The organism is Nocardia terrae (genome assembly GCF_009760405.1).
GTDB classification, from domain to species: domain Bacteria; phylum Actinomycetota; class Actinomycetes; order Mycobacteriales; family Mycobacteriaceae; genus Nocardia; species Nocardia terrae.
Genome location: NZ_WRPP01000001.1, coordinates 685701 through 711569 on the forward strand (window position 1 = coordinate 685701; position 25869 = coordinate 711569).

General features: G+C 69.1%; 20 protein-coding genes. 11 read left to right on the forward strand and 9 right to left on the reverse strand.

All coding sequences use genetic code 11. From position 1 onward, the window contains the following. The first annotated feature begins 131 nt into the window (after positions 1–131). Positions 132–2282, forward strand: a complete 2151-nt coding sequence (locus GPX89_RS44240; RefSeq protein WP_157354939.1) for a pyruvate, phosphate dikinase — start codon at positions 132–134, stop codon at positions 2280–2282. Between the two features lie 4 nt (positions 2283–2286). After that, complete coding sequence (locus tag GPX89_RS03055; protein WP_157354940.1) at positions 2287–3033, forward strand: tyrosine-protein phosphatase; 747 nt, start codon at positions 2287–2289, stop codon at positions 3031–3033. A 23-nt stretch (positions 3034–3056) separates the two neighbouring features. On the opposite strand, the gene GPX89_RS03060 is transcribed toward GPX89_RS03055, so the two are convergent. Continuing rightward, complete coding sequence (locus tag GPX89_RS03060; RefSeq protein WP_328601450.1) at positions 3057–4049, reverse strand: LysR family transcriptional regulator; 993 nt, start codon at positions 4047–4049, stop codon at positions 3057–3059. A gap of 210 nt (positions 4050–4259) precedes the next feature. Between GPX89_RS03060 and GPX89_RS03065 the strand changes: the two genes are divergently transcribed. From GPX89_RS03065 to GPX89_RS03075, 3 genes are read left to right on the forward strand one after another with little or no spacing between them, the layout of a single operon-like run. Further along, on the forward strand, positions 4260–4949 hold the full coding sequence (locus GPX89_RS03065; RefSeq protein ID WP_157354941.1) for a succinate dehydrogenase cytochrome b subunit: 690 nt from the start codon (positions 4260–4262) through the stop codon (positions 4947–4949). 2 nt (positions 4950–4951) lie between these two features. Beyond that, positions 4952–6886, forward strand: a complete 1935-nt coding sequence (locus GPX89_RS03070) for a fumarate reductase/succinate dehydrogenase flavoprotein subunit (protein WP_157354942.1) — start codon at positions 4952–4954, stop codon at positions 6884–6886. A gap of 14 nt (positions 6887–6900) precedes the next feature. Next, the gene (locus GPX89_RS03075; protein WP_157354943.1) at positions 6901–7644 is read left to right on the forward strand and encodes a succinate dehydrogenase/fumarate reductase iron-sulfur subunit; all 744 of its coding nucleotides are present in this window, start codon (positions 6901–6903) and stop codon (positions 7642–7644) included. Between the two features lie 11 nt (positions 7645–7655). Here GPX89_RS03075 and GPX89_RS03080 read toward each other — a convergent pair whose 3' ends face one another. Continuing rightward, entirely contained in the window at positions 7656–8501 is an 846-nt protein-coding gene (locus GPX89_RS03080) for a hypothetical protein (RefSeq protein WP_157354944.1), read from the reverse strand. A 118-nt stretch (positions 8502–8619) separates the two neighbouring features. After that, the gene (locus tag GPX89_RS03085) at positions 8620–9711 is read right to left on the reverse strand and encodes a winged helix DNA-binding domain-containing protein (protein ID WP_157354945.1); all 1092 of its coding nucleotides are present in this window, start codon (positions 9709–9711) and stop codon (positions 8620–8622) included. Between the two features lie 56 nt (positions 9712–9767). Between GPX89_RS03085 and GPX89_RS03090 the strand changes: the two genes are divergently transcribed. The 4 genes from GPX89_RS03090 to GPX89_RS46185 all read left to right on the forward strand — a co-directional run bounded on the left by GPX89_RS03090 (position 9768) and on the right by GPX89_RS46185 (position 13825). Continuing rightward, complete coding sequence (locus GPX89_RS03090; protein ID WP_235946643.1) at positions 9768–10607, forward strand: glycoside hydrolase family protein; 840 nt, start codon at positions 9768–9770, stop codon at positions 10605–10607. Between the two features lie 89 nt (positions 10608–10696). Further along, positions 10697–12115, forward strand: a complete 1419-nt coding sequence (locus GPX89_RS03095; RefSeq protein WP_157354947.1) for an L-fucose/L-arabinose isomerase family protein — start codon at positions 10697–10699, stop codon at positions 12113–12115. Between the two features lies 1 nt (position 12116). Continuing rightward, on the forward strand, positions 12117–13595 hold the full coding sequence (locus GPX89_RS03100) for an FGGY-family carbohydrate kinase (protein WP_157354948.1): 1479 nt from the start codon (positions 12117–12119) through the stop codon (positions 13593–13595). A gap of 59 nt (positions 13596–13654) precedes the next feature. Further along, positions 13655–13825, forward strand: coding sequence for a ribbon-helix-helix protein, CopG family (locus GPX89_RS46185; RefSeq protein WP_407939353.1), 171 nt, complete (start codon positions 13655–13657; stop codon positions 13823–13825). On the opposite strand, the gene xylB is transcribed toward GPX89_RS46185, so the two are convergent. From xylB to GPX89_RS45725, 6 genes are all read right to left on the reverse strand, one after another. Beyond that, a complete protein-coding gene (gene xylB / locus GPX89_RS03110) occupies positions 13816–15204 on the reverse strand; it encodes a xylulokinase (RefSeq protein ID WP_157354950.1) in 1389 nt (462 codons plus the stop codon). The genes GPX89_RS46185 and xylB overlap by 10 nt on opposite strands. A gap of 15 nt (positions 15205–15219) precedes the next feature. Then, entirely contained in the window at positions 15220–16230 is a 1011-nt protein-coding gene (locus tag GPX89_RS03115) for a zinc-dependent alcohol dehydrogenase family protein (RefSeq protein ID WP_157354951.1), read from the reverse strand. A gap of 123 nt (positions 16231–16353) precedes the next feature. Next, on the reverse strand, positions 16354–17358 hold the full coding sequence (locus tag GPX89_RS03120; RefSeq protein WP_328601451.1) for a glycoside hydrolase family 172 protein: 1005 nt from the start codon (positions 17356–17358) through the stop codon (positions 16354–16356). Between the two features lie 105 nt (positions 17359–17463). Beyond that, on the reverse strand, positions 17464–18402 hold the full coding sequence (locus GPX89_RS03125) for a tyrosine-protein phosphatase (RefSeq protein WP_157354953.1): 939 nt from the start codon (positions 18400–18402) through the stop codon (positions 17464–17466). A 101-nt stretch (positions 18403–18503) separates the two neighbouring features. Beyond that, positions 18504–19421 carry a tyrosine-protein phosphatase gene (locus tag GPX89_RS03130; RefSeq protein ID WP_328601452.1) on the reverse strand — a complete coding sequence of 306 codons (918 nt, stop codon included), beginning with the start codon at positions 19419–19421 and terminating at the stop codon, positions 18504–18506. Positions 19422–19536: 115 nt separating this feature from the next. Continuing rightward, a complete protein-coding gene (locus GPX89_RS45725; protein ID WP_157354954.1) occupies positions 19537–21924 on the reverse strand; it encodes a PEP-utilizing enzyme in 2388 nt (795 codons plus the stop codon). A gap of 166 nt (positions 21925–22090) precedes the next feature. On the opposite strand from GPX89_RS45725, the gene GPX89_RS03140 reads away from it, so the two are divergent. Continuing rightward, a complete protein-coding gene (locus GPX89_RS03140) occupies positions 22091–23599 on the forward strand; it encodes an FAD-dependent oxidoreductase (protein WP_157354955.1) in 1509 nt (502 codons plus the stop codon). A gap of 291 nt (positions 23600–23890) precedes the next feature. Next, positions 23891–25765, forward strand: a complete 1875-nt coding sequence (locus tag GPX89_RS03145; protein WP_198347240.1) for an alpha/beta hydrolase — start codon at positions 23891–23893, stop codon at positions 25763–25765. Positions 25766–25869: the final 104 nt, after the last annotated feature.

Sequence of the window (25869 nt, forward strand, 5' to 3'; positions counted from 1 at the left end):
GGGTGTGTGGGCGGTCACGCGGCACTCTCGTTGTAGTGGTCCCGAGGGGGGACGGGATATTGCCCGGCAGGCCGCTCGAGCAGCGGCGGAGCGCTGGAGTGCGGATGAATTCAGGATCTCGGAGGAGTGACATGACGGCCGGAACGGAGTTGGTGCGGCGCCCCGATGCGGGTGCGGCGACCGTTGTCGAACTCGACGGCGCGTGCGGGCTGTCGCGGGACACGATCGGCGGCAAGGCATGGAGCATCGATCACATGCGGGCGCTCGGTCTGCCGGTGCCGCCGGCGTTCGTCATCACCACCGACGGCTGGGCCGATTACACGCGGCGCGGCTCGATCGCCGAGGAGATCTGGGCGCAGGTGCGCGACGGCATCGCCATGATCGAGCGCGGCACCGGGCGGCGTTTCGGGTCGGTCGAGCGCCCGCTGCTGGTGTCGGTGCGTTCGGGCGCGGCCATCTCCATGCCCGGGATGATGGACACCGTCCTGAACCTCGGCATGACCGCCGCGGTGGAGGAGGCGCTGGCCGCCGAGACCCGCAATGCCGGCTATGCCGAGGACACCCGGCGGCGTTTCGTCCAGCAATACCGCGAGACCGTGCTCGGGGACGAGAACGGTGTCGTCCCGGTCGATCCGTGGGAGCAGTTGCGCGGCGCGGTCGAAGCGGTGTTCCGGTCCTGGGATTCCCCGCGCGCCAAGACCTATCGCGCCCATCGCGGCGTGGCCGACACCCTGGGCACCGCGGTCACCGTGCAGGCCATGGTGTTCGGCAATCTCGACGAATTCTCCGGCACCGGAGTGCTTTTCAGTCGCAACCCGAACACCGGCGACGGTCCCGTCTACGGCGAGTGGCTGGTCGGCGGGCAGGGCGAGGACGTGGTGTCGGGCCGCCTGACCCCGCGCCCGCTCGACGATCTGGCCGCCGCCCAGCCCGCGGTGCACGCGCGGCTCATCGCCGCCGCCGAGCTGCTCGAGCGGGACGGCCGCGACCTCCAGGACGTGGAGTTCACCGTCGAGTCCGGGACCTTGTGGCTGCTGCAGTCGCGCCCGGCCAAGCGTTCGGCGCGGGCCGCCGTGCGCGCCGCGGTCGCCATGGTCGAGGAGGGGCTGATCGGCGCCGACGAGGCGCTGGATCGGGTGAGCGCCGATCAGGTGCGCGAGGTGCTGCGCCCGGCCTCCGGCGACACCGGTGACCAGCAGCCGCTGGCACGGGGCGAATCCGCCTGCCCCGGACTGGCTTCCGGCGTGGTCGTCACCGATCCCGACGAGGCCGAGGTGCGCGCGGAGGCGGGCGAGGACGTCATCCTGGTCCGCCCCACCACCAGCCCCGACGACCTGCACGGCATGATCGCCGCGCGCGCCATCGTCACCGAATTGGGCGGCACCACGTCGCATGCCGCGCTCGTCAGCCGTGAACTCGGCCGCCCGTGCGTGGTCGGCTGCGGACCGGGTGTGGTCGCCGCGCTCGCCGGTAGGACCGTGACCGTCGACGGCGGAGCCGGTTTGGTGCTGCCCGGTGCGGTCGTGGCCAAGCCGGTCGAGCAGTCCGTGCTCGACGATGTCGCCCAGCTCGCCCAGTGGGTGGGGGTGGACGGCGACCGCCTGGCCGAGCGCCTCGAGCAGCGCGTCACCGAAGATGTTGAGCAGGAGGAAGTTTCCGTGACCGCACCTGTCACCGAGCTGGCCGTGCTGCGCCTGATCGGCATCAAGGGCCGGGTGAACGCCGACAATCTGGCGTTGAGCCTGTTCGCCGACGCTGTCGAAATCGCCGCCTGCTGTGAGGGTTTGGTGACCGCCGGCTTCTGCGCCACCACACCCGCCGGTTTCCGCATCACCCCCGAGGGTCGTCCGCGCCTGGCGCAGTTGCTCGACGCGGAGCGCGAGACCGTCGACGCGGCCGCCATGACCGTCGCCTACGACGAATTCTGCGTCTTCAACGCCGATCTCAAGGTCATCATCACCGACTGGCAGATGAAGGACCCGGCCACCGTCAATGACCACGCGGACGCCGAGTACGACGGTTCGGTCCTGGCCCGGCTCAACGACACTCACCAACGCCTGCGGCCGCTGATCGCCCGTCTCGGCGGACTGGCCCCGCGCCTGTCGCGCTACCTGGATCGGCTCGACCGTGCGGTGGAGCGCATCGCCGAAGGGGACCACACCTATGTGGCGCGGCCCATCATGGACAGCTATCACACCGTCTGGTTCGAGCTGCACGAAGATCTGATCGGGCTGTGCGGGCTGACCCGTGCGGAAGAGGCGGCGGCCGGCCGTGCCCACTGATTCGATGCCGAACCGCTGGATCGACTTCGCCCAGATCGACAATGTCCGGGACCTGGGCGGGCTGCCCGTAACCGGCGGCGGCAGCACGCGTTTCGGCGTGGTTCTGCGGTCCTCGACGCTGCAGCAGGCCACCTGCGAGGACCTCTCGCAACTGGTCGAGCGGCTGGGCCTGCGCACCGTCATCGACCTGCGCCTGCCCGACGAGGTGGAACGCGAAGGCTATGGGCTGATCGCCGACGCCGAGCTGACCATCGCGAACCTTCCGATCCGCAAGTCGCCCCAATCCTCGCTGGCGGCACGGGATCTGGTGCCGGACAAGACCCGTGTCGATCTCACCGAGCTCTACGGGCAGCTGCTGGCGGGCAGCGGCGAGCACATCGTCGCGGCGGTACGGCTCATCATCGACCCGGGCAAGCATGCGATCCTGTTCCATTGCGCGGCAGGCAAAGACCGCACCGGCGTGCTGGCCGCCGTGCTGCTGGACGCGGTGGGCGTCCCCGCCGAATCGATCGCCTACGACTACGCGCTCACCAATGAGCGTATTCAGAAGGTCCGCGACCGGCTCGACGCCCTGCCCTCCTACGAGGGTCTGCCGCAGACCAACACCGGAATTCTCGCCGTCGCACCGGAAGTCATGACGCGTTTCCTCGCCAACCTCTACGCCGAACATGGCGGGGCGGCCAAATGGCTGCTTGCCCAGGGTCTTTCGGAATCCGAGCTGAGCAGGTTGCGAGAGGCTCTGGTCGCCTGAACGGCGCGGCGATCCAGTACCGCTCATGCGTCCCGGCGAGATCGATGAAGTGGGGGGAGGAGGGAGTTGACGCCGGGTGGGAGGGTGTCGGTGTCGGCCGCCTCGTGCAGGAAGGTTTCCAGGGTTGCCTGGAATGCCGCGGAGGCGTGGGTCCGGGCTACGTCCTTGCGGTGGGCCAGTGCGACGATGCGGTGCAGGCCGTGTTCGGTGCTGCCGGGGCGGTGGGGTGTGCGCTCGCCCGACAGTGGAATTCCGCGCAGTCCGGGCCGTCCGGCCAGCACCGTGCTGGGGACCACCGCCACTCCGAGGCCGACCTCGACGAAGCGCAGGACCGCGTCCATTTCGCCGCCCTCCACCGCGAAGCGGGGTTCGAAGCCGGACTGGCGGCAGGCGCTGATCGTGGCTTCGCGGATGTCGTAGCCCTGCCGGAACATGACGAGCGGGCGGTCCCGCAGGTCGGTGATGCGCAGATGCGGGCGGTCGGGCAGGGAGGTGTCGTCGATGCGGGCGGCGACCATCAGGTCCTCGCGCAGGATCGGGGTGGTGGCCAGCGGAGTGTCGTCGGCCAGCGGCAGGATCACCAGTGCCAGATCGAGTTCGCCCCTGGTCAATTGGCGCACCAGATCGCGTGAGCCGCCCTCCTCGACCAGGAGCCGGATGCCCGGGTACGCGTCGTGGTAGCGGCGCAGGGCGTCGGCCAGCAGGCTCGAGCACAGGGACGGCGTCGCACCGAGGCGGACCCGGCCGCGGCGCAGTCCGGCGAGCTCCTGGACCTCGAGCCGGGCGCTGTCGACATCGGCGAGGATGCGGGTCGCCAGCGGGAGCAGCGCCTCGCCGGCCGGGGTCAGGGTGATATTGCCGCGGGCGCGGCTGAACAGTTCCGCGCCGAGTTCGGTTTCCAGGACCCGGATCTGCTTGGACAGGGAAGGCTGGGCGACGCCGAGGGTGTCGGCGGCGCGGGTGAAGTGCTGAGCCCGGGCTACCGCCAGGAAGTACGACAACTGCTGCAACTGCACATCGATAGCCTAGGACTATTGAGTGCGTGATTTCGATTCCGAGGCGATGATCACACCTGGTCGGGGCGGCGGCGTGTGACATCCTTCACGTCGCGAATTCACTACTCGCAGTCGTAATCCCGGCCGCAGCTCGGTTCATAGACCACGGCCATGGTCACCAGATCCAAGCGGACTTGGACCGGTCGTGCGGGGCGGACGTAGCTTCCGGTCATGGCTGTCGCATTACCCCAGCTCTACCGCACGACGGTGGGCAAGAAAGCCGTGATGGCGGTGACCGGGGGCATCCTCGTGTTGTTCCTGCTCGGCCACATGGCCGGGAACTTGAAGATCTTTCTGGGCGCGTCCGATTTCAACCACTACGCCGACTGGCTGCGGACGGTCGGTGAGCCCGCGATCCCGCGTCGGGGGCTGCTGACGGTCGCGGAGGTCGTGCTCGGTGTGAGCGTGATCCTGCACATGTGGTCGGCCGTCTCCCTCGCCCGCACGGCGCGCCGGGCCCGGCCGATCAGGTACGCGGCCAAGCGGAAGTCGCATGCCCACGGCTATGCCGTGCACACCATGCGGTGGGGCGGGGTCATCATCGCGCTGTACGTGGTCTGGCATCTGCTGGATCTGACCTTCGGCGCGGTGAATCCCAAGGGCGGCAACGCGACTCCCTATGCGAAGGTCGTCGCCGACTTCGCGCCGTCGCACTGGTATGTGACGGTGTTCTATGTTCTCGCCGTGGTCCTGGTGGGGCTGCATCTGCGGCACGGCATCCGCAGCGCCGCACAGACTTTGGGCCTCACTGCGGGGCGCGGGGCGCGTGGTTTCGAGCTGCTCGCGGCCGCCGTGTCCATTCTGCTCGTGGCGGGCTTTCTGGCCGTCCCGATCGCCGTCTCCTTCGGATGGGTGAAATAGCCATGAACGACAACCTTTTCCAGGTCGGAGCGCCGATCGCCGATACCATGGCTCCGGCCGGGCCGATCGCCGATCGCTGGACCACCCGCAAGTTCGAGGCCAAGCTCGTCAATCCGTCGAACAAGCGCAAGAAGACGGTCATCGTCATCGGGACCGGTCTGGCCGGGGGCTCGGCCGGGGCGACGCTGGGGGAGCAGGGGTATCGCGTCATCCAGTTCTGTTTCCAGGACTCCCCGCGGCGGGCGCATTCGATCGCGGCGCAGGGCGGGATCAATGCCGCCAAGAACTACCGCAATGACGGCGACAGCGTGCACCGGCTGTTCTACGATACGGTCAAGGGCGGCGACTACCGCTCCCGCGAATCGAATGTGCACCGGCTCGCCGAGATCTCCAACCAGATCATCGATCAGTGTGTGGCGCAGGGTGTTCCGTTCGCGCGGGAGTACGGCGGGTTGCTCGACAATCGGTCCTTCGGCGGGGCGCAGGTTTCACGCACCTTCTACGCGCGCGGGCAGACGGGGCAGCAGCTGCTGCTGGGCGCGTATCAGGCGCTCATGCGTCAGGTGGACGCGGGCACCGTGGAATTGCACGCGCGGCACGAGATGCTCGATCTGATCATGGTCGAGGGCGTCGCGCGGGGTGTGGTGGTGCGCGATCTGATCACCGGCGAGATCCGCTCCTACACAGGCGATGCCGTGGTACTGGCCTCCGGTGGTTACGGCAACGTCTACTTCCTGTCGACCAATGCCATGGGCTCGAATGTGACGGCCTCCTGGCGGGCGCACAAGCACGGGGCGTACTTCGCCAATCCCTGCTTCACCCAGATCCATCCGACCTGCATTCCGGTGTCGGGTGAGCACCAGTCGAAGCTGACGCTCATGTCGGAGTCGCTGCGCAACGACGGGCGGGTGTGGGTGCCGAAAAACGTTGGCGACCACCGTGAACCCGGCGATGTCCCCGAGGAGGAGCGCGACTACTACCTCGAGCGCATCTACCCCGCGTTCGGCAATCTGGTGCCGCGCGATATCGCCTCGCGCGCGGCCAAGAACGTCTGCGACGAGGGCCGCGGCGTCGGGCCCGGCGGGCTCGGGGTCTACCTCGACTTCACCGACGCGATCCGGCGGCTCGGCGTGGACGCGGTGGAAGCCAAGTACGGCAACCTCTTCACGATGTATGAGCGGATCACGGGGGAGAACCCGTACGAGCGGCCGATGCGCATCTATCCGGCCGTGCACTACACCATGGGCGGGCTGTGGGTGGATTACGACCTGCAGTCGACGATTCCGGGACTGTTCGTGATCGGTGAGGCCAACTTCTCCGATCACGGCGCGAACCGGCTCGGGGCGTCGGCGCTCATGCAGGGGCTGGCCGACGGGTATTTCGTGCTGCCCACCACGCTCGGGGACTATCTGGCGCGGGGGCCGGTCGGGGAGGTTCCGGCCGAGGCGATCGCGGCCGCCGAAGGGCGGGTCACCACCATGATCGACCGGCTCCTCTCGATCAGGGGGGATCGCACTGCCGACTCCTTCCATCGCGAGCTCGGCCACATCATGTGGGAGTACTGCGGGATGGAACGGACCGAGGAGGGTCTTCGCAAGGCGCTGGCCCTGATTCCCGCACTGCGCGCGGAGTTCTGGGAGCGGGTGAACGTCCCGGGTTCCGGCGACGACCTCAACCAGTCGCTGGAACGCGCGGGCCGGGTGGCCGACTTCCTCGAGCTGGCCGAGCTCATGGTGCTGGACGCCTTGCACCGCACCGAATCCGCGGGCGGTCACTTCCGCGCCGAGTCGCAGACCGAGGACGGCGAGGCGCGACGTGACGACGAGAACTTCTCCTACGTCGCGGCCTGGGAATGGCATGCGGGCGAGCCGCCGACGCTGCATCGGGAGGCCCTGAGCTACGAGTACGTGCAGCCCAGCACCCGGTCCTACAAGTAAGAGGGGAATCGAGAATGAAACTCACACTGCGCATCTGGCGTCAACGCGACTCCGCGGACCGGGGCGGGCTGGTCGACTACCAGGTGGAGATCTCCCCGGACGCGTCGTTCCTGGAAATGCTCGACGTCCTCAACGAACGTCTCACCGTCGAAGGCGAGGACCCCGTCGCCTTCGACCACGACTGCCGCGAGGGCATCTGCGGCATGTGCTCCCTCGTCATCGACGGCACCCCGCACGGCCCCGAAAAAGCCACCACCACATGCCAACTCCACATGCGCAAGTTCGCCGACGGCGACACCATCACCGTGGAACCCTGGCGCGCCAAGCCCTTCCCCGTCCTCAAGGACCTGATAGTCGACCGCTCCGCCTTCGACAAGATCATCCAAGCCGGCGGCTACATCACCGCGCCCACCGGCACCGCCCCCGAAGCCCACGCCACCCCCGTCCCGAAACCCGACGCCGACTCCGCCTTCCAGGCCGCCGAATGCATCGGCTGCGGCGCCTGCGTAGCCGCCTGCCCCAACGGCTCCGCCATGCTCTTCACCGCCGCCAAGATCACCCACCTCGGCCTCCTCCCCCAAGGCCAACCCGAACGCGCCACCCGCGTGACCCAAATGCTCCGAACCCAAGACGACCTCGACTTCGGCGGCTGCACCAACACCGGCGAATGCACCCTCGCCTGCCCCAAGGAAATCCCCCAGGACGTCATAGCCCACCTCAACCGCGACCTCCTGCGCACCACCCGAAAAGCCCGCTGACCAATCCACTTCTAGCCCAGCACGTCTCCGCGCCGCATCCGCTCGATGGCGGCGCCGGAGGCGAGTTCGGGTCGGAGTTCGGGATGCTGCCAGTAGAACTGGAGCGTGTAGTACAGCAAGCCGCCGTCGACCGGATAGGCGATCGGCTGAACCGAGATCACATCGAGGAATGTGCGTTGTCGGAACCAGCGGAATCGCCAAGGCACAGCGATATCCGACGGCGCGTGCGGCCGTATCAGGACCATCGGGATGCGGCGACGGGACTGGCCGCCCGTGGGATCGGCGCGGGTCGGAGTCATGGCGGTGATGGCTGACCACGGAAGGTGCTGGTCCAGCGCGCCGTTGTTCTGGCGAACACCGTGTTCGGACAGCACCAGGCGGCGTGGGGTGCGCAAGGCGGCGGACAACAATGCCGCGACCGCGAACGCCGCGAGGGCTGCGGCCAGCAGCGGTATTGCCAGCAGCGTGTGCGCGGGGCCGTTCGAGTGGGAAGCGATGCGGGTGACGGCCAGCATTACCAGGAACAAACCACCCGACAAGCACAGCAGTACCCCGAGAAACCAGCTCGTGTGCGCCATGGGGAGGGCGATCGCGGTTTCACCGCTCTCGTTGCGCTCGAGCATGATTCGGCCCGCCGACGTAGGCCGATGGGGCCGGAGCCGGAGTGCGCTCAATGCGACGAACAGTGCCGACAGCAGCAGTCCCGACGCGCCGAAGATCGCACGGATACCGTCTCCCGCGGACATCCCGCCCACGGCGATCGCCGCGTAGTACAACGAGCCCACCCCGAAGAAGAGGATCGCGGCGATCGGCCATCGTGGCGACCTGCCGAACTCGGTGGGCCAGGGAAGTCGCATAGCGATCTGCCTCGAATCTGTCATTTGCTATCGAATGGTTTCTCTGCGTACCTCCCGGGTAATCCGGGCCACCGTAGCATTGCCGGAACTTTGCTAATGAGCGGAAGAAGGGGTCTGATCAGCGCGTTTTGAAGGTGATCTTGCCAGCTTCGTTGGGGAAGAGTACCGGCAGGAGTTGTTCGGCCTCGGCTCGGACCGCTGCTTCGGTGGCTTTCGAGAAGGAGTGCCACGGGATTACTCGAATCGTGGAACCGTCCAGATCCCAGCGGCCGTGGACGAATCCGTCGACCAGGTAGAAGGGGACGCCGCCGGAGGCGGTCTTGGCGATGCGGGCGCGGTCGGCGTTGCTGATGATGCGGGTGCGGTCACGGTGGGCGAGGCAGGAGTTGTCGAAGGCGGGGAGGAAGCGTACCGGGGCCGGGAGGTCGGGGGCGGCTATCGGGGCGTCGGGGAGGTCGTAGAGTTCGCGGCCGGACTCGTCGTGGAAGACGCGGAGTTCCGGGCGTAGTCGGGCCATGATCGGCGCGAGGCGGGTTACGCCGGCGAATTCCTGGATGTCGGCGGTGGTGGCGGGGCCGTACGCGGCTAGGTAGCGGCGGATCAGGGTTTCTGGTTGGGGGGTTTCGGATAGGGGTGCGGCGAGGTAGTCGGCGGCGGGGGAGACCGAGACGGAGCGGCCCCGCCAGGCGCCCCAGGCGCCTGCTTCGGCGGTGTGGATCAGGGGGTGGATGATGCCGGTGGCGTGGACGAGGGCGCGGGGTTCGCGGCCGGGGAAGCGTTCGGCCAGCAGTTTGCCGAGGTCGCGGCGGGGCAGGGTGTGGCCGGACAGTAGTTCGGCTCCGGCCGTGGACAATTCGTCGATGTCGAGACCTGCGACGGCGTCGCGCAGGTACACCGAGCGGAGGGTCGGCTCGACGGCCGGTCGCACGGTCGGGTACAGCCAGCGGTAGTCGGCGGCATCGGTGAGGTGGACGGTGCGACGAATCGAGGTGGCGCGCACTACGGTTCGGTCTCGCAGCAGCGATGCCAGGTCGTCGTGGCGGAAGTCGGTGAGCCGGGTCCACAGGCCGATGTAAGGCCAGTTCGGCTCCTGCGCCTGGACCGCGACGAGATGGCGGACGAGGTCGGCGGCGGGCATGGCCACCCGCTCGTTCAATTTCTGACGCAGCAGCAGGGTGCGGTTTAGGGTTCGCAGCGAGAGGTCCGGCATGGATTCATTCTCGAATGGATCTAGGACAGGTCGGGTCCTAGATGGAAGGCGCGGGCATGGACGGCGTGCGGGCGGGGGAGTTTCGGCGCATCTATGACCCGAGCGAATCGGATCGGCGCTGGTACATCAACGATCACACCGTGATCCGAGGTGCGGACGGCCGCTGGCATCTGTTCGGGATCACCCACCCCGAGCCCGCCGACCCGTTCGACGAGACCGAGTTCGCGCACGCTACCGCCGAGGATCTGCACGGGCCGTGGGTCCGGCATCCACCGGTGCTGCGCGCGGATCTCGATCGGGGGGAGACCCACCTGTGGGCGCCCTTCGTGGTCCACGACGACGGCCGGTACTTCATGTTCTACGACGGCGGCGGAACCGACCGCACCGCAACGGGTATGGGACTGGCCGTCTCCAGCGACCTGTTCCACTGGACCCGGCATCCGGACGGTCCGGTGTTCCGCGACGGCTACGACGCCCGCGATCCGATGGTCCTACGGGTGCGGGGTCTATGGGTCATGTACTACTGCGCCACGAGCACTCCCGCCGGCGGCAATCACGTGGTCGCCTACCGGACGAGCCCGGACCTGCTGAACTGGAGCGAGCGCCGCATCGCCTATGCCGATCCGGCCACCGGCACCGGCGCGGGCAATACCGAATCGCCGTTCGTCTTCCGCCACGGCGGCAGCTGGTATCTCCTGATCGGGCCCCGCCCCGACTATGTAGGCACCGAGATCTTCCGCAGTATCAGCCCTTTTCACTTCGACACGTCCGACCGCGTGGGGCACATCCCCGCGCACGCCGCCGAGGTGATCACCCACGACGACGCGCTGTGGATCACGCACGCGGGCTGGGGCCAGGGCGGAGTCGCGCTGGCGCGCTTGACCTTCCCGGACTGAGGCGATAATCCGATTTCGGGCGTGGCGTGTGGTCTGGACTGGGATTCTGGACGGGAGTCGAGAGTCCACCCACCGCGGGGAGGCAGGCAATGGCCCGAATCGGCGTGATCAGTCTTTCCGACGGCCGCGACTATGTGCACGGCGGAATTGTCGGATTCATTCGGACGGCGGAGGATCGGCTGGTCGCCGAGCTGACCGCGGCGGGGCACACGGTGATTCGCGGGCGGGAACCGATCGGCGGCAACGACTGCGCGGTGGAGGTGGCCCGGCGGGTCGAGGCGTCCGGGGTGGATCTGACCGTGCTGCACTACGCGGTATGGGCGTTCCCGCACTTCACCATGCTGGCGGCGGGCGCGCTGAGCGGCCCGCTGCTGTTGCTGTCGAATATCGATCCGGTGCAGCCGGGCATGGTCGGCATGCTGGCCGCGGGCGGTGCGCTCGACCAGATCGGGCGCGAGCACGCCCGGCTCTGGGGTGATCCCGCCGATCCCGCGCTCATCGCGGCCATCGGGGAACGGGCGCGGGCCGCGGCGGCGGTGGCGAGCCTGCGCGGCAGCACCTTCGGGCGGATCGGCGGGCGGCCCATGGGCATGAACACCGCGGTCGCCAATACCGATCAGTGGCAGCGGGTGTTCGGCATCGACGTGGAGGAGATCGATCAGTGGGAGATCGTGCGCCGCGCCGAACTCGCCGACGCCGGTGAGGCCAAGGCCGCGCGAGAGTGGCTGGAGCGCAATGCCGCCGGCGTCCACTACGACGGCCGCAAGCTGACCCCGGAGCTGCTGGAGCGCCAGATCCGCTCGTATCTGGCCATGCGGGACCTGATCGCGGAATGGCGTCTGGACTTCTCCGGCATCAAGGGCCAGCCGGAGCTCACCCAGTACTTCGCCACCATGGACATCACCGAGGCGTTCCTCAACGACCCCTACGACTGGAACGGCCCCAAACACCCGCACGTCTGCGCCACCGAGGCGGACATGGACGGCGCGCTCACCATGCAGCTGCTGCACCGGATCGCCGATACCCCGGTGCTTTTCGCCGACGTCCGCCACTATCACGCCGACCGCGACATCTGGGACCTGTGCAACTCCGGCCAGCACGCCACCTGGTACGCGGCCCGCAGCGACGACCCGGCCGAGAACCTGGCCCGCGTGCACCTCTACCCCGAGGTGTTCTTCTTCCCGGCCGGCGGCGCGTCCGTGCACCATCTGGCCGCGCCCGGGCAGATGACCCTGGCCCGCCTCACCCGCCGAAACGGTTCCTACCGAATGCAATTGATGCTCGGCGAGTTCGAGACCTACGACGAGGCCACCAACGAATCGCTCATGAAGCAGTCCACGCCCGAATGGCCGCACGCCTTCGCCCGCCTGGACGCCGACGCCGGGGACTTCCTGTCCCGCTTCGGGGCCAACCACATTCACGCCGTGCCGGGCGATCACCGTGCCACCGTGCGCGCGGCCTGCGACCTGCTGGGTGTCACGCTCGACGAATTCACCAGGGCGAGTTGACATGCTACTGGGCATCGATATCGGCACCTCCGGATCCAAGGGCGTCCTGGTCGACCACACCGGCCTGGTCGCGATGAGAGCCGAACGGCCGCACCGGGTTTCGACCCCGCGGCCGGGCTGGGTGGAGCACGACGCCGAGACGGTGTGGTGGGCCGACTTCGCGGCCATCGCCCGCGAGCTGGTGGCCGCCGCCGACGGCGAGCCCATCGACGCGCTCGCGGTGAGCGGCATCGGCCCGTGCCTGCTACCCGCCGACGCCGACGGCAACCCGCTGCGGCCCGCCATCCTGTACGGCGTCGACACCCGTGCGAGCGTCGAAATCGAGGAACTGGACGCGGAATTGGGCGCGCACACGGTGCTCGAGCGCTGCGGCTCACCGCTGACCAGCCAGGCCGTCGGCCCGAAACTGCGCTGGCTCATCCGTCACGAGCCGCGGGTGTGGCAGTCCACCCGCATGCTGCTGATGGCGCACACCTTCCTGGTCCACCGCCTCACCGGCCGCTACGTCCTCGACCACCAGTCGGCCAGCCAGTGCGTCCCCATGTACGACCTGATGGCCCGTGACTGGGCCACCGACTGGGCCGAATCCGTCGCCCCCGGCCTGCGCCTGCCCGAATTGGCCTGGCCCACCGAGATAGTCGGCCACGTCACCCCCGAAGCGGCCGCCGCCACCGGCCTGCCCGCCGGACTGCCCGTCACCACCGGCACCATCGACGCCTGGGCCGAGGCCGTCGGCGTGGGCGTGCGCGCCCCCGGCGACTGCATGATCATGTACGGCACCACCATGTTCCTCACCCAGGTCCTCACCACCCCCCGCCCTCAGCCCGGCCTGTGGACCACCTGCGGAACCTGGCCCGCCACCTACACTTCCGCCGCCGGCATGGCCACCTCGGGCGCGATCACCGACTGGCTGCGCACCCTCACCGGCAGCGACTTCACCGACTTGCTCGACGAGGCCGCCCACGTCCCACCCGGCAGCCGCGGCCTGCTGGTCCTGCCCTACTTCGCGGGCGAACGCACCCCGCTGTTCGACCCGAACGCCCGCGGCGTCATCGCCGGCCTCACCCTCACCCACCAGCGCGCCGACCTCTACCGCGCCGTCCTCGAAGGCATCGGCTACGGCGTCCGCCACAACCTCGAGGTCATGTCCGCCGCCGGCGCCCCCGCCACCCGCCTGGTCGCGGTAGGCGGCGGCACCAAGGGCGGCCTGTGGACGCGCATAGTCTCCGACATCACCGGTCTGCCTCAACAGCTCCCCGCCGACACGGTGGGCGCGGCCCTCGGCGACGCCCTTCTCGCCGCCGAATCCCAGGGCATCGACACCTCCGCCTGGAACCCCATCATCACCACCATCGACCCCGACCCCCTCCACACCGCCCGCTACGACTCCTACTACCGCCACTACCGATCCCTCTACGACGCCACCAAATCCACCGCCCACTTCCTGGCCCGCGAACAACACCGCGCCGCCATGATGTGAAGCGGTCATTTTTCATAGTTGTGTCGCTGGTGGTCACCTCGAGGTGGTATGACTTGCCGGTGGCATGGACTTTGCGGCTCAGCGAGGACGAAGAAGCTGCGCTGAGTGCGCAGGCGGCGATGGAAGGGCGGTCGAAGCATGAGATCGCCCGGGATGCCATCCGGAACTACATCACTCGGCACAAGACGTGGGATGACTATCTGGCCGATGGACCCGTTGTTTATGGGTAATAGGTGTCTCTGACCTCGGCGTAGCGCTGGCGGATGGCGGTGCCGATTCCGGCTGTCAGCGAATGGAATTCGGTGCCGGTCGGGGTGGGCCAGCGGGGTGGGCGGGGGCCGCCGCGCAGGGCCCAGGCGGCTTGGCGGGCCGCGCCGAGGGCCACGTATTCGCTGGGGTTGGGGACGGTGACGGTGCGGCCGAAGATGGTGGCGGCGGCGTGGGCGATGAGGCGGGAGCGGGAAGCGCCGCCGATCAACAGGATTCGGTGCGGGACCGTGGGGAGGCGGTCGAGGGCCTCAGCGATATTGCAGAGCATGCCCTCGATGGCGGCGCGGGCCAGGTGGTGCGGGCGCATGGTGTGCGGGCGCAGGCCGTGCAGGCTGCCGGTGGCGTAGGGCAGGTTCGGGGTGCGTTCGCCCGCGATGTAGGGGAGCAGGGTGAGACCGTCTGCGCCGGCGGGTGATTGGGCGGCCAGGACTTCCAGGCCCGACACGTCGGTGCCCAGCAATGTGGCGGTGGCGTCCAGGACGCGGGCGGCATTGAGGGTGCAGACCAGGGGCAGGAACGCGCCGGTGGCGTCGGCGAAGCCGTTCACCGCGCCGGAGGGGTCGGCGCTGGGGCTGGCGGCGCGGGTGAAGACGGTGCCGCTGGTGCCGAGCGAGACCACCACGTCGCCGTCGTCGATGCCCAGACCCAGTGCGGCGGCGGCATTGTCGCCGGTGCCCGCGGCCACCAGGCGGCCGCCGGGGGTGTGGCCCGCGATCTCGGCGGGGGCCAGCACCCGGGGCAGGGCGGGACTGCGGCCGCGGAAAGCCAGTGACAGCAGGTCGGGCCGGTAGGAGCCGTTGGCGGGGGACCAGTAGCCGGTGCCGGAGGCGTCGCCGCGATCGGTGGTGGGCTCGGTGGCCGGATCGCCGCCGCGCAGTTGCCAGGTCAGGTAGTCATGCGGGAGCAGGACGCGGACTGTTCGGTCGGCCAATTCTGGTTCGTGGTCGGCGAACCAGCGCAGCTTGGCCACGGTGTGCGCGGCCAGCGGCACACTGCCCACCGCGTCCGCCCAGGCCTGCGGCCCGCCCAGCTCGCTCACCAGCTGCGTGGCCGCCTCCGCCGAGCGAGTGTCGTTCCACAGCAGCGCGTCCCGCACCGGATGCCCGGACGCGTCCAGCACCACCAGCCCGTGCTGCTGCCCGGCCACCGCGATGGCCTCCACATCGCGCATCATGCGATCACACGCCGCGCGCAGCGCCTCCCACCACATGAGCGGCGGCACTTCCGTCCCGTCGTGGTGCGGAATCTGGCGCTGGCGCAATACCGTTCCGGTATCCGCGTCGCACACCACGATCTTGCAGGACTGGGTGGAGGAGTCCACACCGGCAACGACCGTCATTGGCCCCTACCTGTCTTATCGTGCCGCCCGTCTTCCGGGATGCAGCTGGATCTTGCGTCCGGTGCCCGCGCGGAAGGTCCGCAGGGCATCGCCGAATTCATCGAGCGCGAAATCGTGGGTGATCACGATGTCCGCGTCGATGACGCCCTCTCCCATCAGATCCACGGCCCGCCCGAAACTGTGCAGGACGGCCATCGACCCCACGATCTTGATCTCGTCGTTGTAGATGCGGAACGGCGAGATGCTCGCCCGCGCCGCCTCGGGTGCGACCCCGAACTGCTGATAGGTGCCGCCGCGGCGGACCCGCGCGAGCCCGTCCTCGATGGCGGCCACCGTTCCGCTGCAATCGATCACGATCTCCCAGCCCTCGGGCCGATCCATATCGTCGGCGGACACGGTGGCCGCGGCCGCGCCCAGGGTGCGCGCGATGGCCAGCCGATCGGCATTGGTGTCCACCATCGACACCGACGCCGCGCCCGCCGCGATCCCCAGCTGCAGCATGAGCAGGCCCATGGTGCCCGCGCCGTAGATCAGATAGTGTGCGCCGAGTTGCCGTGGCAGCACGTCGAATCCGTGCACCGCGCACGAGAGCGGTTCCACCAGTGCGCCGTGGGCGGGCGAGAGATGCCCCGGCAGCCGATAACAGTTGGCGGCGGGCACTTTCACGTACTCGGCCATGGCCCCGTCCACGGTGTCGCCGATCGCGCCCCAGTTCTCGCAGAGATTGCCGCGCCCGATCGCGCAGTAGTGGCAGCGCCCGCAGAACAGCGACGGATCCACCGCCACCCGATCCCCGACCCGCACCCCGGCCGCGCCCGCCCCCAACGCCACAACTTCTCCGGCGAATTCGTGTCCCGGCACGATCGGATACGGTGTGGGCGGGAATTCGCCCTCGACGATATGGATATCGGTGCCGCATATGCCGACCGCGTCGACCCGGATCACCACTTCGCCCGCGCCCGGCGTCGGGTCCGGAACAGATTCGACCGAGAACTGTCCGGGCTTCTCGACAACCAAGGCGCGCATAGCAATAACCATGCACCCGTGCGCCGTCCATTCGACGCGTTTTACTCAATAGCAATCGCACGTTTCCGTTTTTCCCGGAATCGTTACGGGGAACCGGGAAATGAGACCGAGCGGAATGTGAGATCACGGGAGCGCCTGGTACCAGAACGCGGTCGAGGCCACATGCGCCTGGTCCAGTGGAAGGTAGTGCCCGTCCTCGCGCCAGCCCAGCGCCTGCACGGTGGCGCGCAGTCCGTGGTCGAAACAGATGGGGTCGGGAATGTGCCAGCGATACATGCCGAATCGCTGCTGCGGTTCGTAGATTCGATGCGGCGGCAACACCTGCGGCATGCCCAGATAGGGGGATGAGTAGGGGCGATAAGCGCCCTCGAGATCGAAATTCCAGGCGCCGCCGAAATAGTCCTCGGTACCGGTGCCGCAGACGGTGGGGAATTCGGCGTCGTCGTCGAGATAGAACTTCAGCTCCCCCTCGCCCCACCAGCCCGCGGCACGGGGCTGCACCGCCAGATATGTCCCCGCGTACCGGCCGGGGCCGCCCTCGATTTCGACGATCGGATGCTCGGCCGGGGTGCCCAGCGGATCGCTGCAGCGCCACCGGGCGTGCAGATACCCGGCGGCGCCGGATAGTTCCTCCTCCAGATAGGTGATCTGGTAGTAGACCGGCGCGGCCCGCTCGGAGCCGTTGTGCAGGGTGATCAGGGCGCGGTGGTGGAAGGGCATGGGCCAGTAGCTGTTCAGCCCGCCGGCCGGTGCGACCACCACCATCGCGGAGTTGATCAGCGCCAGTTCGTCCCAGCCGTTGCAGAAGAAGTCGCCCAGCGGTACCGCGACGGCCGGTTCCGGCGCGTCGTCCCAATACATCTGGAGGGTGAAGTCGCCCAGCAGCGCACGGTCGGTGGTGAGCCACAGGTGCCGGATCACGCCGGGCCCGGAAACATCGGCGAGCGTGGCGGTTTCGCCCGGTGGCAGATCGATCGACGGCGAGACCTTCCAGCCGCGGCCCAGTCCCGCCGCCGCGAACGCGCCCGTCCCGGCCAGGGCGCGGCCACCGCCGCCGGGCGCGCCGGTGGGATTCTCGGCGCTCACCGAGCGGGTGCGCCGACCGTCCAGTTCCCAGATCTCGTGCACCATGCGAATTTTCGCACGCGCGCAACCCGCCTGACCCGGACATGAGGCGGACAAACGAATGCCGACGTCGTCCGATTCGCGACGCCGGCATTCGTGGTAAAACGCCTAGTTGCCGATGCCGCCCTGCTGGATCAGCTTGGCCTGCAGGATGCCGACGGTCGCGCCGTCGATGCCCAGCCCCTGGAAGACGAAGTTGTTCATCGTGCCGTAGGACTGCACGGCCTGGGCGAACGCCGCGTCCAGGTAGTCGCTCTGCACCCCGAGCACCGGCGCGAACAGCGACGGATCGGTGACCAGGCCCTTGGCCACCAGCGCGTCCATGGTGGCCTTGTTGGAGGCCGCCAGGCGATCGTTGGAGAGCAGGTAGTTGTCGTAGATCGCGGCGTTGGGGGTGCCCAGGATGCTCATCAGGATCGCGGTCATCCAGCCGGTGCGATCCTTGCCCGCGGTGCAGTGGTACAGCACCGGACCCGAAGCATTGGCGATGTCCTTGAGCGCCGTGCCGAACTGGGCGCGGGCGGTCGGATCGGTCACCATCCACTTGTAGTAATCGACCATGAACTGCGCGGCCTTGCCGTCACCGAGCAGCTGCTGCTGCACGGTCGGCCCGCCCTGCACGGCCTTGGCGAAGAACAGGTAGAAGTCGTTGTTCGGGTCGTAGACCGGCAGCGACTCCTCCGGAATCGACGCGGGCAGCGAATCCGGGTTCTGGGCGCGCTCGGTCGGGCTGCGGAAGTCGATCACCTTGGTGACCCCCGCCGCGATCAGGGTCTGCTGATCGGTGCCGGTCAGATGGTTGAGGGCGTCGGTGCGGAAGACCTGGCCGGACTTGATCTGCGCGACACCGTTGTTGGCCGCGACACCGCCGATATCGCGGGCATTGGGCGCGCCTTGCAGCGCGAAGTCCGCGCCGACCGGGGCCTGGCGCAGTATCGAACTCGTCGGCGCCGCCTGGACGGCCGGGGTGAGGGTGATCGGGACGGCGGCGATGAGCGCGGCGGCCACACCGGTAAGGGTGCCGCGCAGGGCACGAGAGATAGTCACTCGCGAATTTCCTTTCGGGACAACGCGGACCGGGACAGGTCGGCCCCGGTCCGTTTTGCCGCGATCGATTCCACACGCGATCGCGGCGCGCTGCGGAGGTCTTACGTGCCGACGAGCTTGGACTTCAGCGTCGCGACGGTCGCGCCGTCGATGCCCAGACCCTGCGACAGGAAGTTGTCGAAGGAGCCGAAGCTCTGCTGCACGGCGTCGAAGGAAGCGTCGAGGTAGTCGCGGTCGACGCCGAGGATGGGGGTGAACAGCGCGGGATCGGTGACCAGTCCCTTGGCGACCAGACCGTCCAGGGTGGCCTGGTTCGAGGCGGCCAGGTTGTCGTTGGACGCCAGGTAGTCGTTGTAGATCTGGCCCTTCGGCGCGCCCAGCGCGCTCAGCAGGATGGCCGACATCCAGCCGGTGCGGTCCTTACCGGCGGTGCAGTGGAACAGCACCGGGCCGCTCGCACCGGCGATCTCCTTGACCGCGGCGCCGAACTGCGACCGCGCGGTCGCGTCGGTGACCAACCATTTGTAGTAGTCGACCATGAACTGCTTGGCCTTGCCGTCGCCCAGCAGCTGCTGCTGCACGCTCGGCCCGCCCTGGATGGCCTTGCCGACGAACAGGTAGAAGTCGTTGTTCGGGTCGTAGACCGGCAGCGACTTCACCGGGATCGACGCCGGGACCTTGTCCGGATTCTGGCCGCGCTCGGTCGGACTGCGGAAGTCGATGATCTCCGCGATGCCCGCCGACACCAGCTGCTGCTGCTCGGCGTCGCCGAGCTTGTTCAGCGCGTCGGACCGGAACACCGACCCGTCCCTCAGCTTGCCCCCGCCGCCCTGGGTCGGAATGCCGCTCAGGTCACGGGCGTTCGGCGCGTCCGGCAGGTTCAGCGACGCGCTCTTGGGCGACTGCAGGACCGGGATGTTCGGCGACGCCAGCGCCGGGGTCACGGCGATCGGGGTGAGGGCGATGAGCGCGGCGGCTACACCGGTGAGTGTGCCGCGCACGGCGCGCGAAATCGTCACGGGGGCGTTCCTTTCGAAAACGGGACCCCACCGTGCCGTCACGGCGACGTTCGGTGCGGGTCCCGCTGAGTGAGATGTCCTCGGGCGCTTGACCGTTCGAGGACCGGTCTTCGGGCTAGTCGGTATCGGCGAGCAGGGTGACGGTGCCGGCCGCGCCGTCGACGCGGACGCGCTGGCCGTCCTTCAGGGCATCGGAGGCGGTCTTGGTGTCGACGACGCAGGGGACGCCGAACTCGCGGGCCACGATGGCGGCGTGCGAGGCCGCGCCGCCGATATCGGTGACCACCGCGCCCGCGTAGGCGAACATGGCGGTGTGGCCGGTATCGGTGACCGCGGCGACCAGGATGTCGCCGGGCTCGATGTCGTCGTCGAGGGTCATCACGCGCTTGACGGTGCCCTCCACCACGCCCGGGCTCACGCCCAGGCCGGACAGGGTGTCGCCCACCGCGATCGCGCCGGAGATCTCCTCCGGCTCCCAGGGGCCGTTGATCACATCGGGCATGCGCACGGCCTGGTACCTGGTGCGCTCGGCCCGGCGGCGGGCCACCCGCTCCTTCATATCGGCCGGGGCCCAGAGGATTTCGTCCAGGTTGAGGAAGGCCGAGTCCTCGATCTCGGTGAGCTTGCCCGCCTTCACCAGTCGCGCCGCGCGCTCCTGGGTGGCCAGGCGCAGGCAGTTGGTGACGCGCACGACCGCGTCGCGGGCGCGTTCGCGGTAGACGGTCGCGCCGACGGCCATCTTGGCGGTGCGGCCGCTCGGCTCCGGCACCGGTTCCCGGTGCGGTGCGGGCATTTCCGCGGCCCGGCCCGCGGCGGTGACCAGCAATTCGGGGCGGTCGCCGAAGGTGGCGTTGATGAGCTCGCACTCGCCGGGGCCGCGGTGGCCGATCCGGGCCAGCTCCTGGTCCAGGGCGTGGGCGAATTCGGGGGACTTCTCGCGGGCGGCGGCCACATCGCCGCTCTTGGCGACCTCCTGCAGCCCGGCGTCCTTGCGGCACAACGCCGCCAGCCGCTCCACGGCCAGCATGGTCTTGGCCGACTCCAGCCGGTTCAGGTCGATCTTGACCTCGCCCTTGTGGGCCGCGGTCGCCGCGCCGGTCATCATGACGCCGATGGAGGCCGCCTGCCAGGCCTGGTTGAGGCGGTCGCGCCAGAGCAGCGCGCGAGCGTGCAGCTGCTCGTCGGTGAGCTCCGAGATCTGGTCGCGGGTCAGGGCTTCCGCGTGTGCGGCGGCATTGATGTGCTCCGCGGTCTTGCTGAACTTCATCGCGGTGGCGGCGACCCGGCCCATGGCCTTGAAAGTGCCCGCGCGGGCGGCCATTCCGGTCGGCATGGCGGGGCGGCCCTCGGGGTGCAGCTCGACATCGCCGATGGTGCCGTAGACGTCGCGGCGCACGCTCTCCTCGTCCCAGCCCGGCATGTTCTGCGCGGAGAAGACGCCGATGGAGGCGTTGATGTACATGTGGTGGCCGAGCACGCTGGTGACGCGGGAAACCCAGTGCTCCAACGCGATTCCCTCGATGGCGATCATATGGCCCATGGCCTCGTTGCCCAGGCGGATCGCGCCCGCCTGCAGGTCGATGGTCAGCGGGGTGAGCGGGCCGGGCAGCGCCTCGGAGGTGTTGGTGGCGGTGTAGACGGGGATGCGGTCGTCGATCAGATCGTCGAACTCGCCCTGAAGGCCCTCGGGCGCGGCCGATTTCAGCGCGTAGCCGTCGGAGGTCGGGGCGTTCTGCGGCACCACGTGGCTGGGCAGCGGGATCGCGCCGCGGCGGGCGCGCACACCGGAACCGGTGCTCTTGCGGCCGTGCAGGCCGCGCGCCACATCGGCGATCACCTCGGCGGCGGTCCAGCCGGAGCGGAAGCCCCACTCCTCGCGGGCGGCGGTGGTGTCCACCCGGACCCGGGAGGTCGCGGACTTCGGCAGCCACGCACTGTATTTCACGCCCGCGTCGGCGAGGATGCGCTTGACCTCCGGGCCGGACACCTCACCCGGCGCGGCCAGCTCGACCACGCCGCCGCGCTGCGACAGCGCCGCCCGCACCAGGAACCGCTCGAGGTCGTCGTAGTGCAGGACCTGGATGCTGTCCTTGCCCGCGGTGAGGCTTTCCAGGGTGCGCCAGGCGCTCTTGTCCATGCGGCGGCCCGCGACCAGGGCGGTGCGCACGAGCAGCGTGTCCGCACCCGAGCCGGTCACGACCTGCTCGACATTCGAATCTGCCCCCGCCGCAACGGGAACCACGAGGCGCGCGCCGGATTCCTCGGCGGCCCGCGCGATCGCCGCGATACCGGTCCCGGCCAGGTGCACGATCGCGTCGACGCCGCCCGCCGCCCGCGCGCAGACCCCGGCATCGGACAGGTCGCCGACGATCACCTCGACCCGCGGGTCGACATAACGGTGGCGCTGCCGGTCCAGACCGACCACCTCGTGCCCCGCGGCCAGCAGCATGCGCGACACGGCCCGGCCGCTCGGCTCGGTGACTCCGGTGACCAGAATCCGCATTGACTCTCCTCCTCGTGCAGGCGTCCCCAACCACAGTGACGCCGTTCACACACCATCCCCATTGCGCAGTCGGGTGACGGGTCGCAGTCCCGGTCAACGGGATCGGGGAATCGGTCAGCAAGATGTACCGCTAAGTAGGAGCGCGGTCGGCGGGGATCGTGCAGGCATGACAGTCCGGAATTCGGTCACGCCACGGGCGGCCGGCGAGGTGAGCAACTACGACATCGAGACCGATGTGCTGGTCGTCGGCTACGGCGCGGCGGGCGCGTCGGCGGCCTTCGAGGCCGCGTATGCCGGGGCACAGGTGCTGGTGGTGGACCGGGCCGGCGGCGCGGGCGGCGCGTCGGCCATGTCCGGCGGCGAGATCTACCTGGGCGGCGGCACACCGATCCAGACGGCGTGCGGATACGACGACAGCCCCGAGGCCATGGCGGCCTTCCTGAAAGCGGCCCTGGGAGCCGGTGCGGACGCCGCCAAGATCGACGAATACAGCGCGGGCAGCGTCGAGCACTTCCATTGGCTCGTCGACCGCGGCGTGCCCTTCAAGCCGACCATGTGGGATGCCCCGACCTGGGTACCGCCCACCGACGACGGCCTGATGTGGCTGGGCGAGAACAGCTGGCCCTTCACCGAACTGGCCGCCCCCGCCCCACGCGGGCACCGGCCCACCGCCAACGACTTCGGCGGCAGACTGCTGATGGAATGCCTGTCCACGGCCGCCGAATCCGCCGGTGCCGCCACGCTTTTCGACACCTATGTGAGCGCCCTGATCGTCGCCGACGACGGCACCGTCACCGGGGCCGTGGCCCGCCGCTACGGCATGGAGCTCACCATTCGCGCCCGCCGCGGAATCGTGCTCACCACGGGCGGTTTCGTCGACAACGACGACATGCTCGCCGCCCACGCACCGCAGCTGCTCGGCCACACCAAGGTCAGCGCGGGCACCGACGACGGCTCCGGCATCCGCATGGCCCAGGCGCTCGGCGCGGCCGTGCGTCACATGAACGCGGGCCAGGTCGGCATGTCCCTGATCCCGGGCCTGGCCGCGCGCGGCATGGTCGTCAACGCCCTGGGCCGCCGCTTCGTCAACGAGGACACCTACCCCGGCCGCATCGGCCAGCACGCGCTCTACCGCCAGAACATGGGCGGCAGCTGGGCCGGCGACGACACCGCGGTCTGGGTCATCGTGGACGAGCACGGCTTCGAGGACGTCCCCGAACCCCAGCGCTGGGGCGTCCAGCCCACCCACGTCGCCGAAACCCCCGCCGAGCTGGAGTCTCTCACCGGCCTGCCCGCCGGCGCACTGACGGCCGCGATCGCGCGCTACAACGAATTCGCCGCGCGCGGACAGGATCTCGACCATCACAAGTCCACCCGCTGGCTCCGCCCCCTGACCCCGCCGCTGGCCGCCATCGACGTGAAGGCCGGGGTCCGCCCGCCCTCGGAGTCCGGCGACCGCCGCGGCACCGGCGCTTCGGTCTTCACCCTCGGCGGCCTCCACACCGACCTCGACGGTCACGTCCTCACCCTCGACGGCAAGCCCATCCCCGGCCTGTTCGCCGCGGGGCGAGCCGCCAACGGCCTGCACGGATTCGGCTATATCAGCGGCACCTCCCTCGGCGACGGCACCTTCTTCGGCCGCCGAGCGGGCACCGCCGCCGCCCGCCGCGCCTGACCCGGCTACCTCGCCCCCGACACCCCGCGTATGCAGATTCACAAAGTCTGGTTGTCAATTGCTGTGATTTCGCTGTTTCCCACTGATTCGGGTGCGGCATAGGGTTTTCGACGTGGGCGGACAACGCGGGGATTGCCGCGTCCACGGTCGCGTCCCCGGTTGCTACGGGGGCGATCTCGGATAGCCGGCGCCGCCGGACACCGGCCTGAGCCCCCGGTGTCCGGCGGCGCCGGTGCGGATTCACGCGTGTCGCTGATGCTCGGGCGTGTCTTGGCGACCAGACTCGGGGACATGACGGCGGACGATGAGCGCGGCAGCGGATCCCTCGGCGACGGCGGCTCGACTCCCGCGGAATCGAGCGGGGCGCAAGGGGAGTCCTCCGGCGGCGAGGCGAGGGGCTCCGAGGCCGGGACGTCGGCCGTCGCGAGTGCGGAGCGGTCGATCCTGGCTCGGCTGTGGGACTTCGCGGATCGCCTCGAGGACGCGGTGCGGCCCAGTTATCCCGGGCTGGTGGTGGCGGCGATCTTCTTCGCGTGGTCGGTGTCGCCGTCGTTGATGCCGCGCGCCTGGTTGTTCCAGGGGTTGGTCAGCGGAATCAGTGCGGCCATCGGGTACGGCGTGGGGTGCGTCCTGCAGTGGGCGTTCCTGAAGTGGGCGTGGCCACGGATTCCCGAGGCGGGGACGTGGGCGAAGCTGTGGCATCCGTCGGAGCTGGCGCGCGGGATCACCAAGATCGTTGTGGTGCTGGTGTGTGTGGTGGGGGCGGGACTGGTGCTGGCGCGGTCGGCACGCTGGCAACGGGACCTGGAAGTGCTGATGGGGATGGAGCCGACGACCACCTCCGGGTATCTGCGAGCCGAGGCGGTCGCCGGTCTCACCGTGGCCCTGGTCATCGGGGTGTTCCGCCTGGTGCGGTGGATGATTCGGGCGCTGGTGCGGCTGGCGAACCTGGATCTGCGGATGCCGAGGAACGTCGCCTATCCGGCGGTGGTCGTCATCGTGGCCGTGCTGGCGGTGCTGCTGTTCCAGGGCGTGCTGGCGAAAGCCTTCTTCAATGTGGCGAATTCGGCGTTCAGCACTCGGAACGGGAAGACCTCGCCGAGCGCCATCCAGCCGCGGCTGCCCGAACGCTCCGGCAGCCCAGCGTCTTCGGCGAAATGGGAGACCCTCGGTTCGGAGGGGCGCTGGTTCGTGGCGACCGCCCCGACGGCCGAGCGCATCACCCAGGTGACGGGTAAGCCCGCGCGCGAGCCGATTCGGGTCTACGCGGGCCTGGAGTCGGCCGAGACGCCGGAGGACATCGCGAATCTGGTTGTGCAGGAGCTGGATCGGACCAATGCGTGGGACCGCAAGGTGCTCGTGGTGGTGACCACCACCGGTACCGGCTGGGTGGACACGCAGACCGCCGAGTCCATCGAATACATGTACGGCGGCGACGAGGCGATCGCCGCGACCCAGTACTCGTATCTGCCCAGCGTGCTGTCGTTCCTGTCGGACCGCAACAAGGCGACCGAGGCGGGCAAGCTGCTGATCCACGCGGTGCACGAGAAGTGGGCGACCTTGCCGCCGGATCACCGCCCCAAACTGCTGGTGTACGGCGAGAGCCTCGGCTCGCAAGGTTCCGAGGGCGCGTTCACCGGTCTCGACGACATCCGCACCCTGGTCGACGGCGTGCTGTGGGTGGGCCCACCGAACTCCAACCGCATCTGGACCCAACTCGAACAGCGCCGCGACCCGGGCACCCCGGAGATCCTGCCCATCTACGCGGACGGGCTGATCGTCCGATTCGGCGCTACCGCCGAGGATCTCGCCGAACCCGCCCGCCCGTGGACCAACCCGCGCGTGGTGTATCTCCAGCACGCCTCCGACCCGATCGTGTGGTGGTCGCCGGATCTGCTGTTCACGCAACCGGATTGGCTGAAGGAGCCGCGCGGCTCGGACGTGTCCAAATCCATTCGCTGGTGGCCCATCGTCACCTTCTGGCAGGTGAGCGCCGACCTGGCCCACGCCCAGTCGGTGCCCGCCGGACACGGCCACAAATACGGCACCACCGTCCTCGACGGCTGGGTCGACGTGGCCCAGCCCCAGGACTGGAACCACGACCTCGAGAACAACATCCGCAAGGCCCTCGACGAGGACATTCTCTGGGAGTACGCCCACAAGTAGCGGCATGTGGGACCCGCGTTCCGATCATCGGGACTATTTCGGTTCGAAACACCGGGCGGGTCCTAGCTTCGAGTGCAGAAACTCTTGCACGAGGAGGGAACACC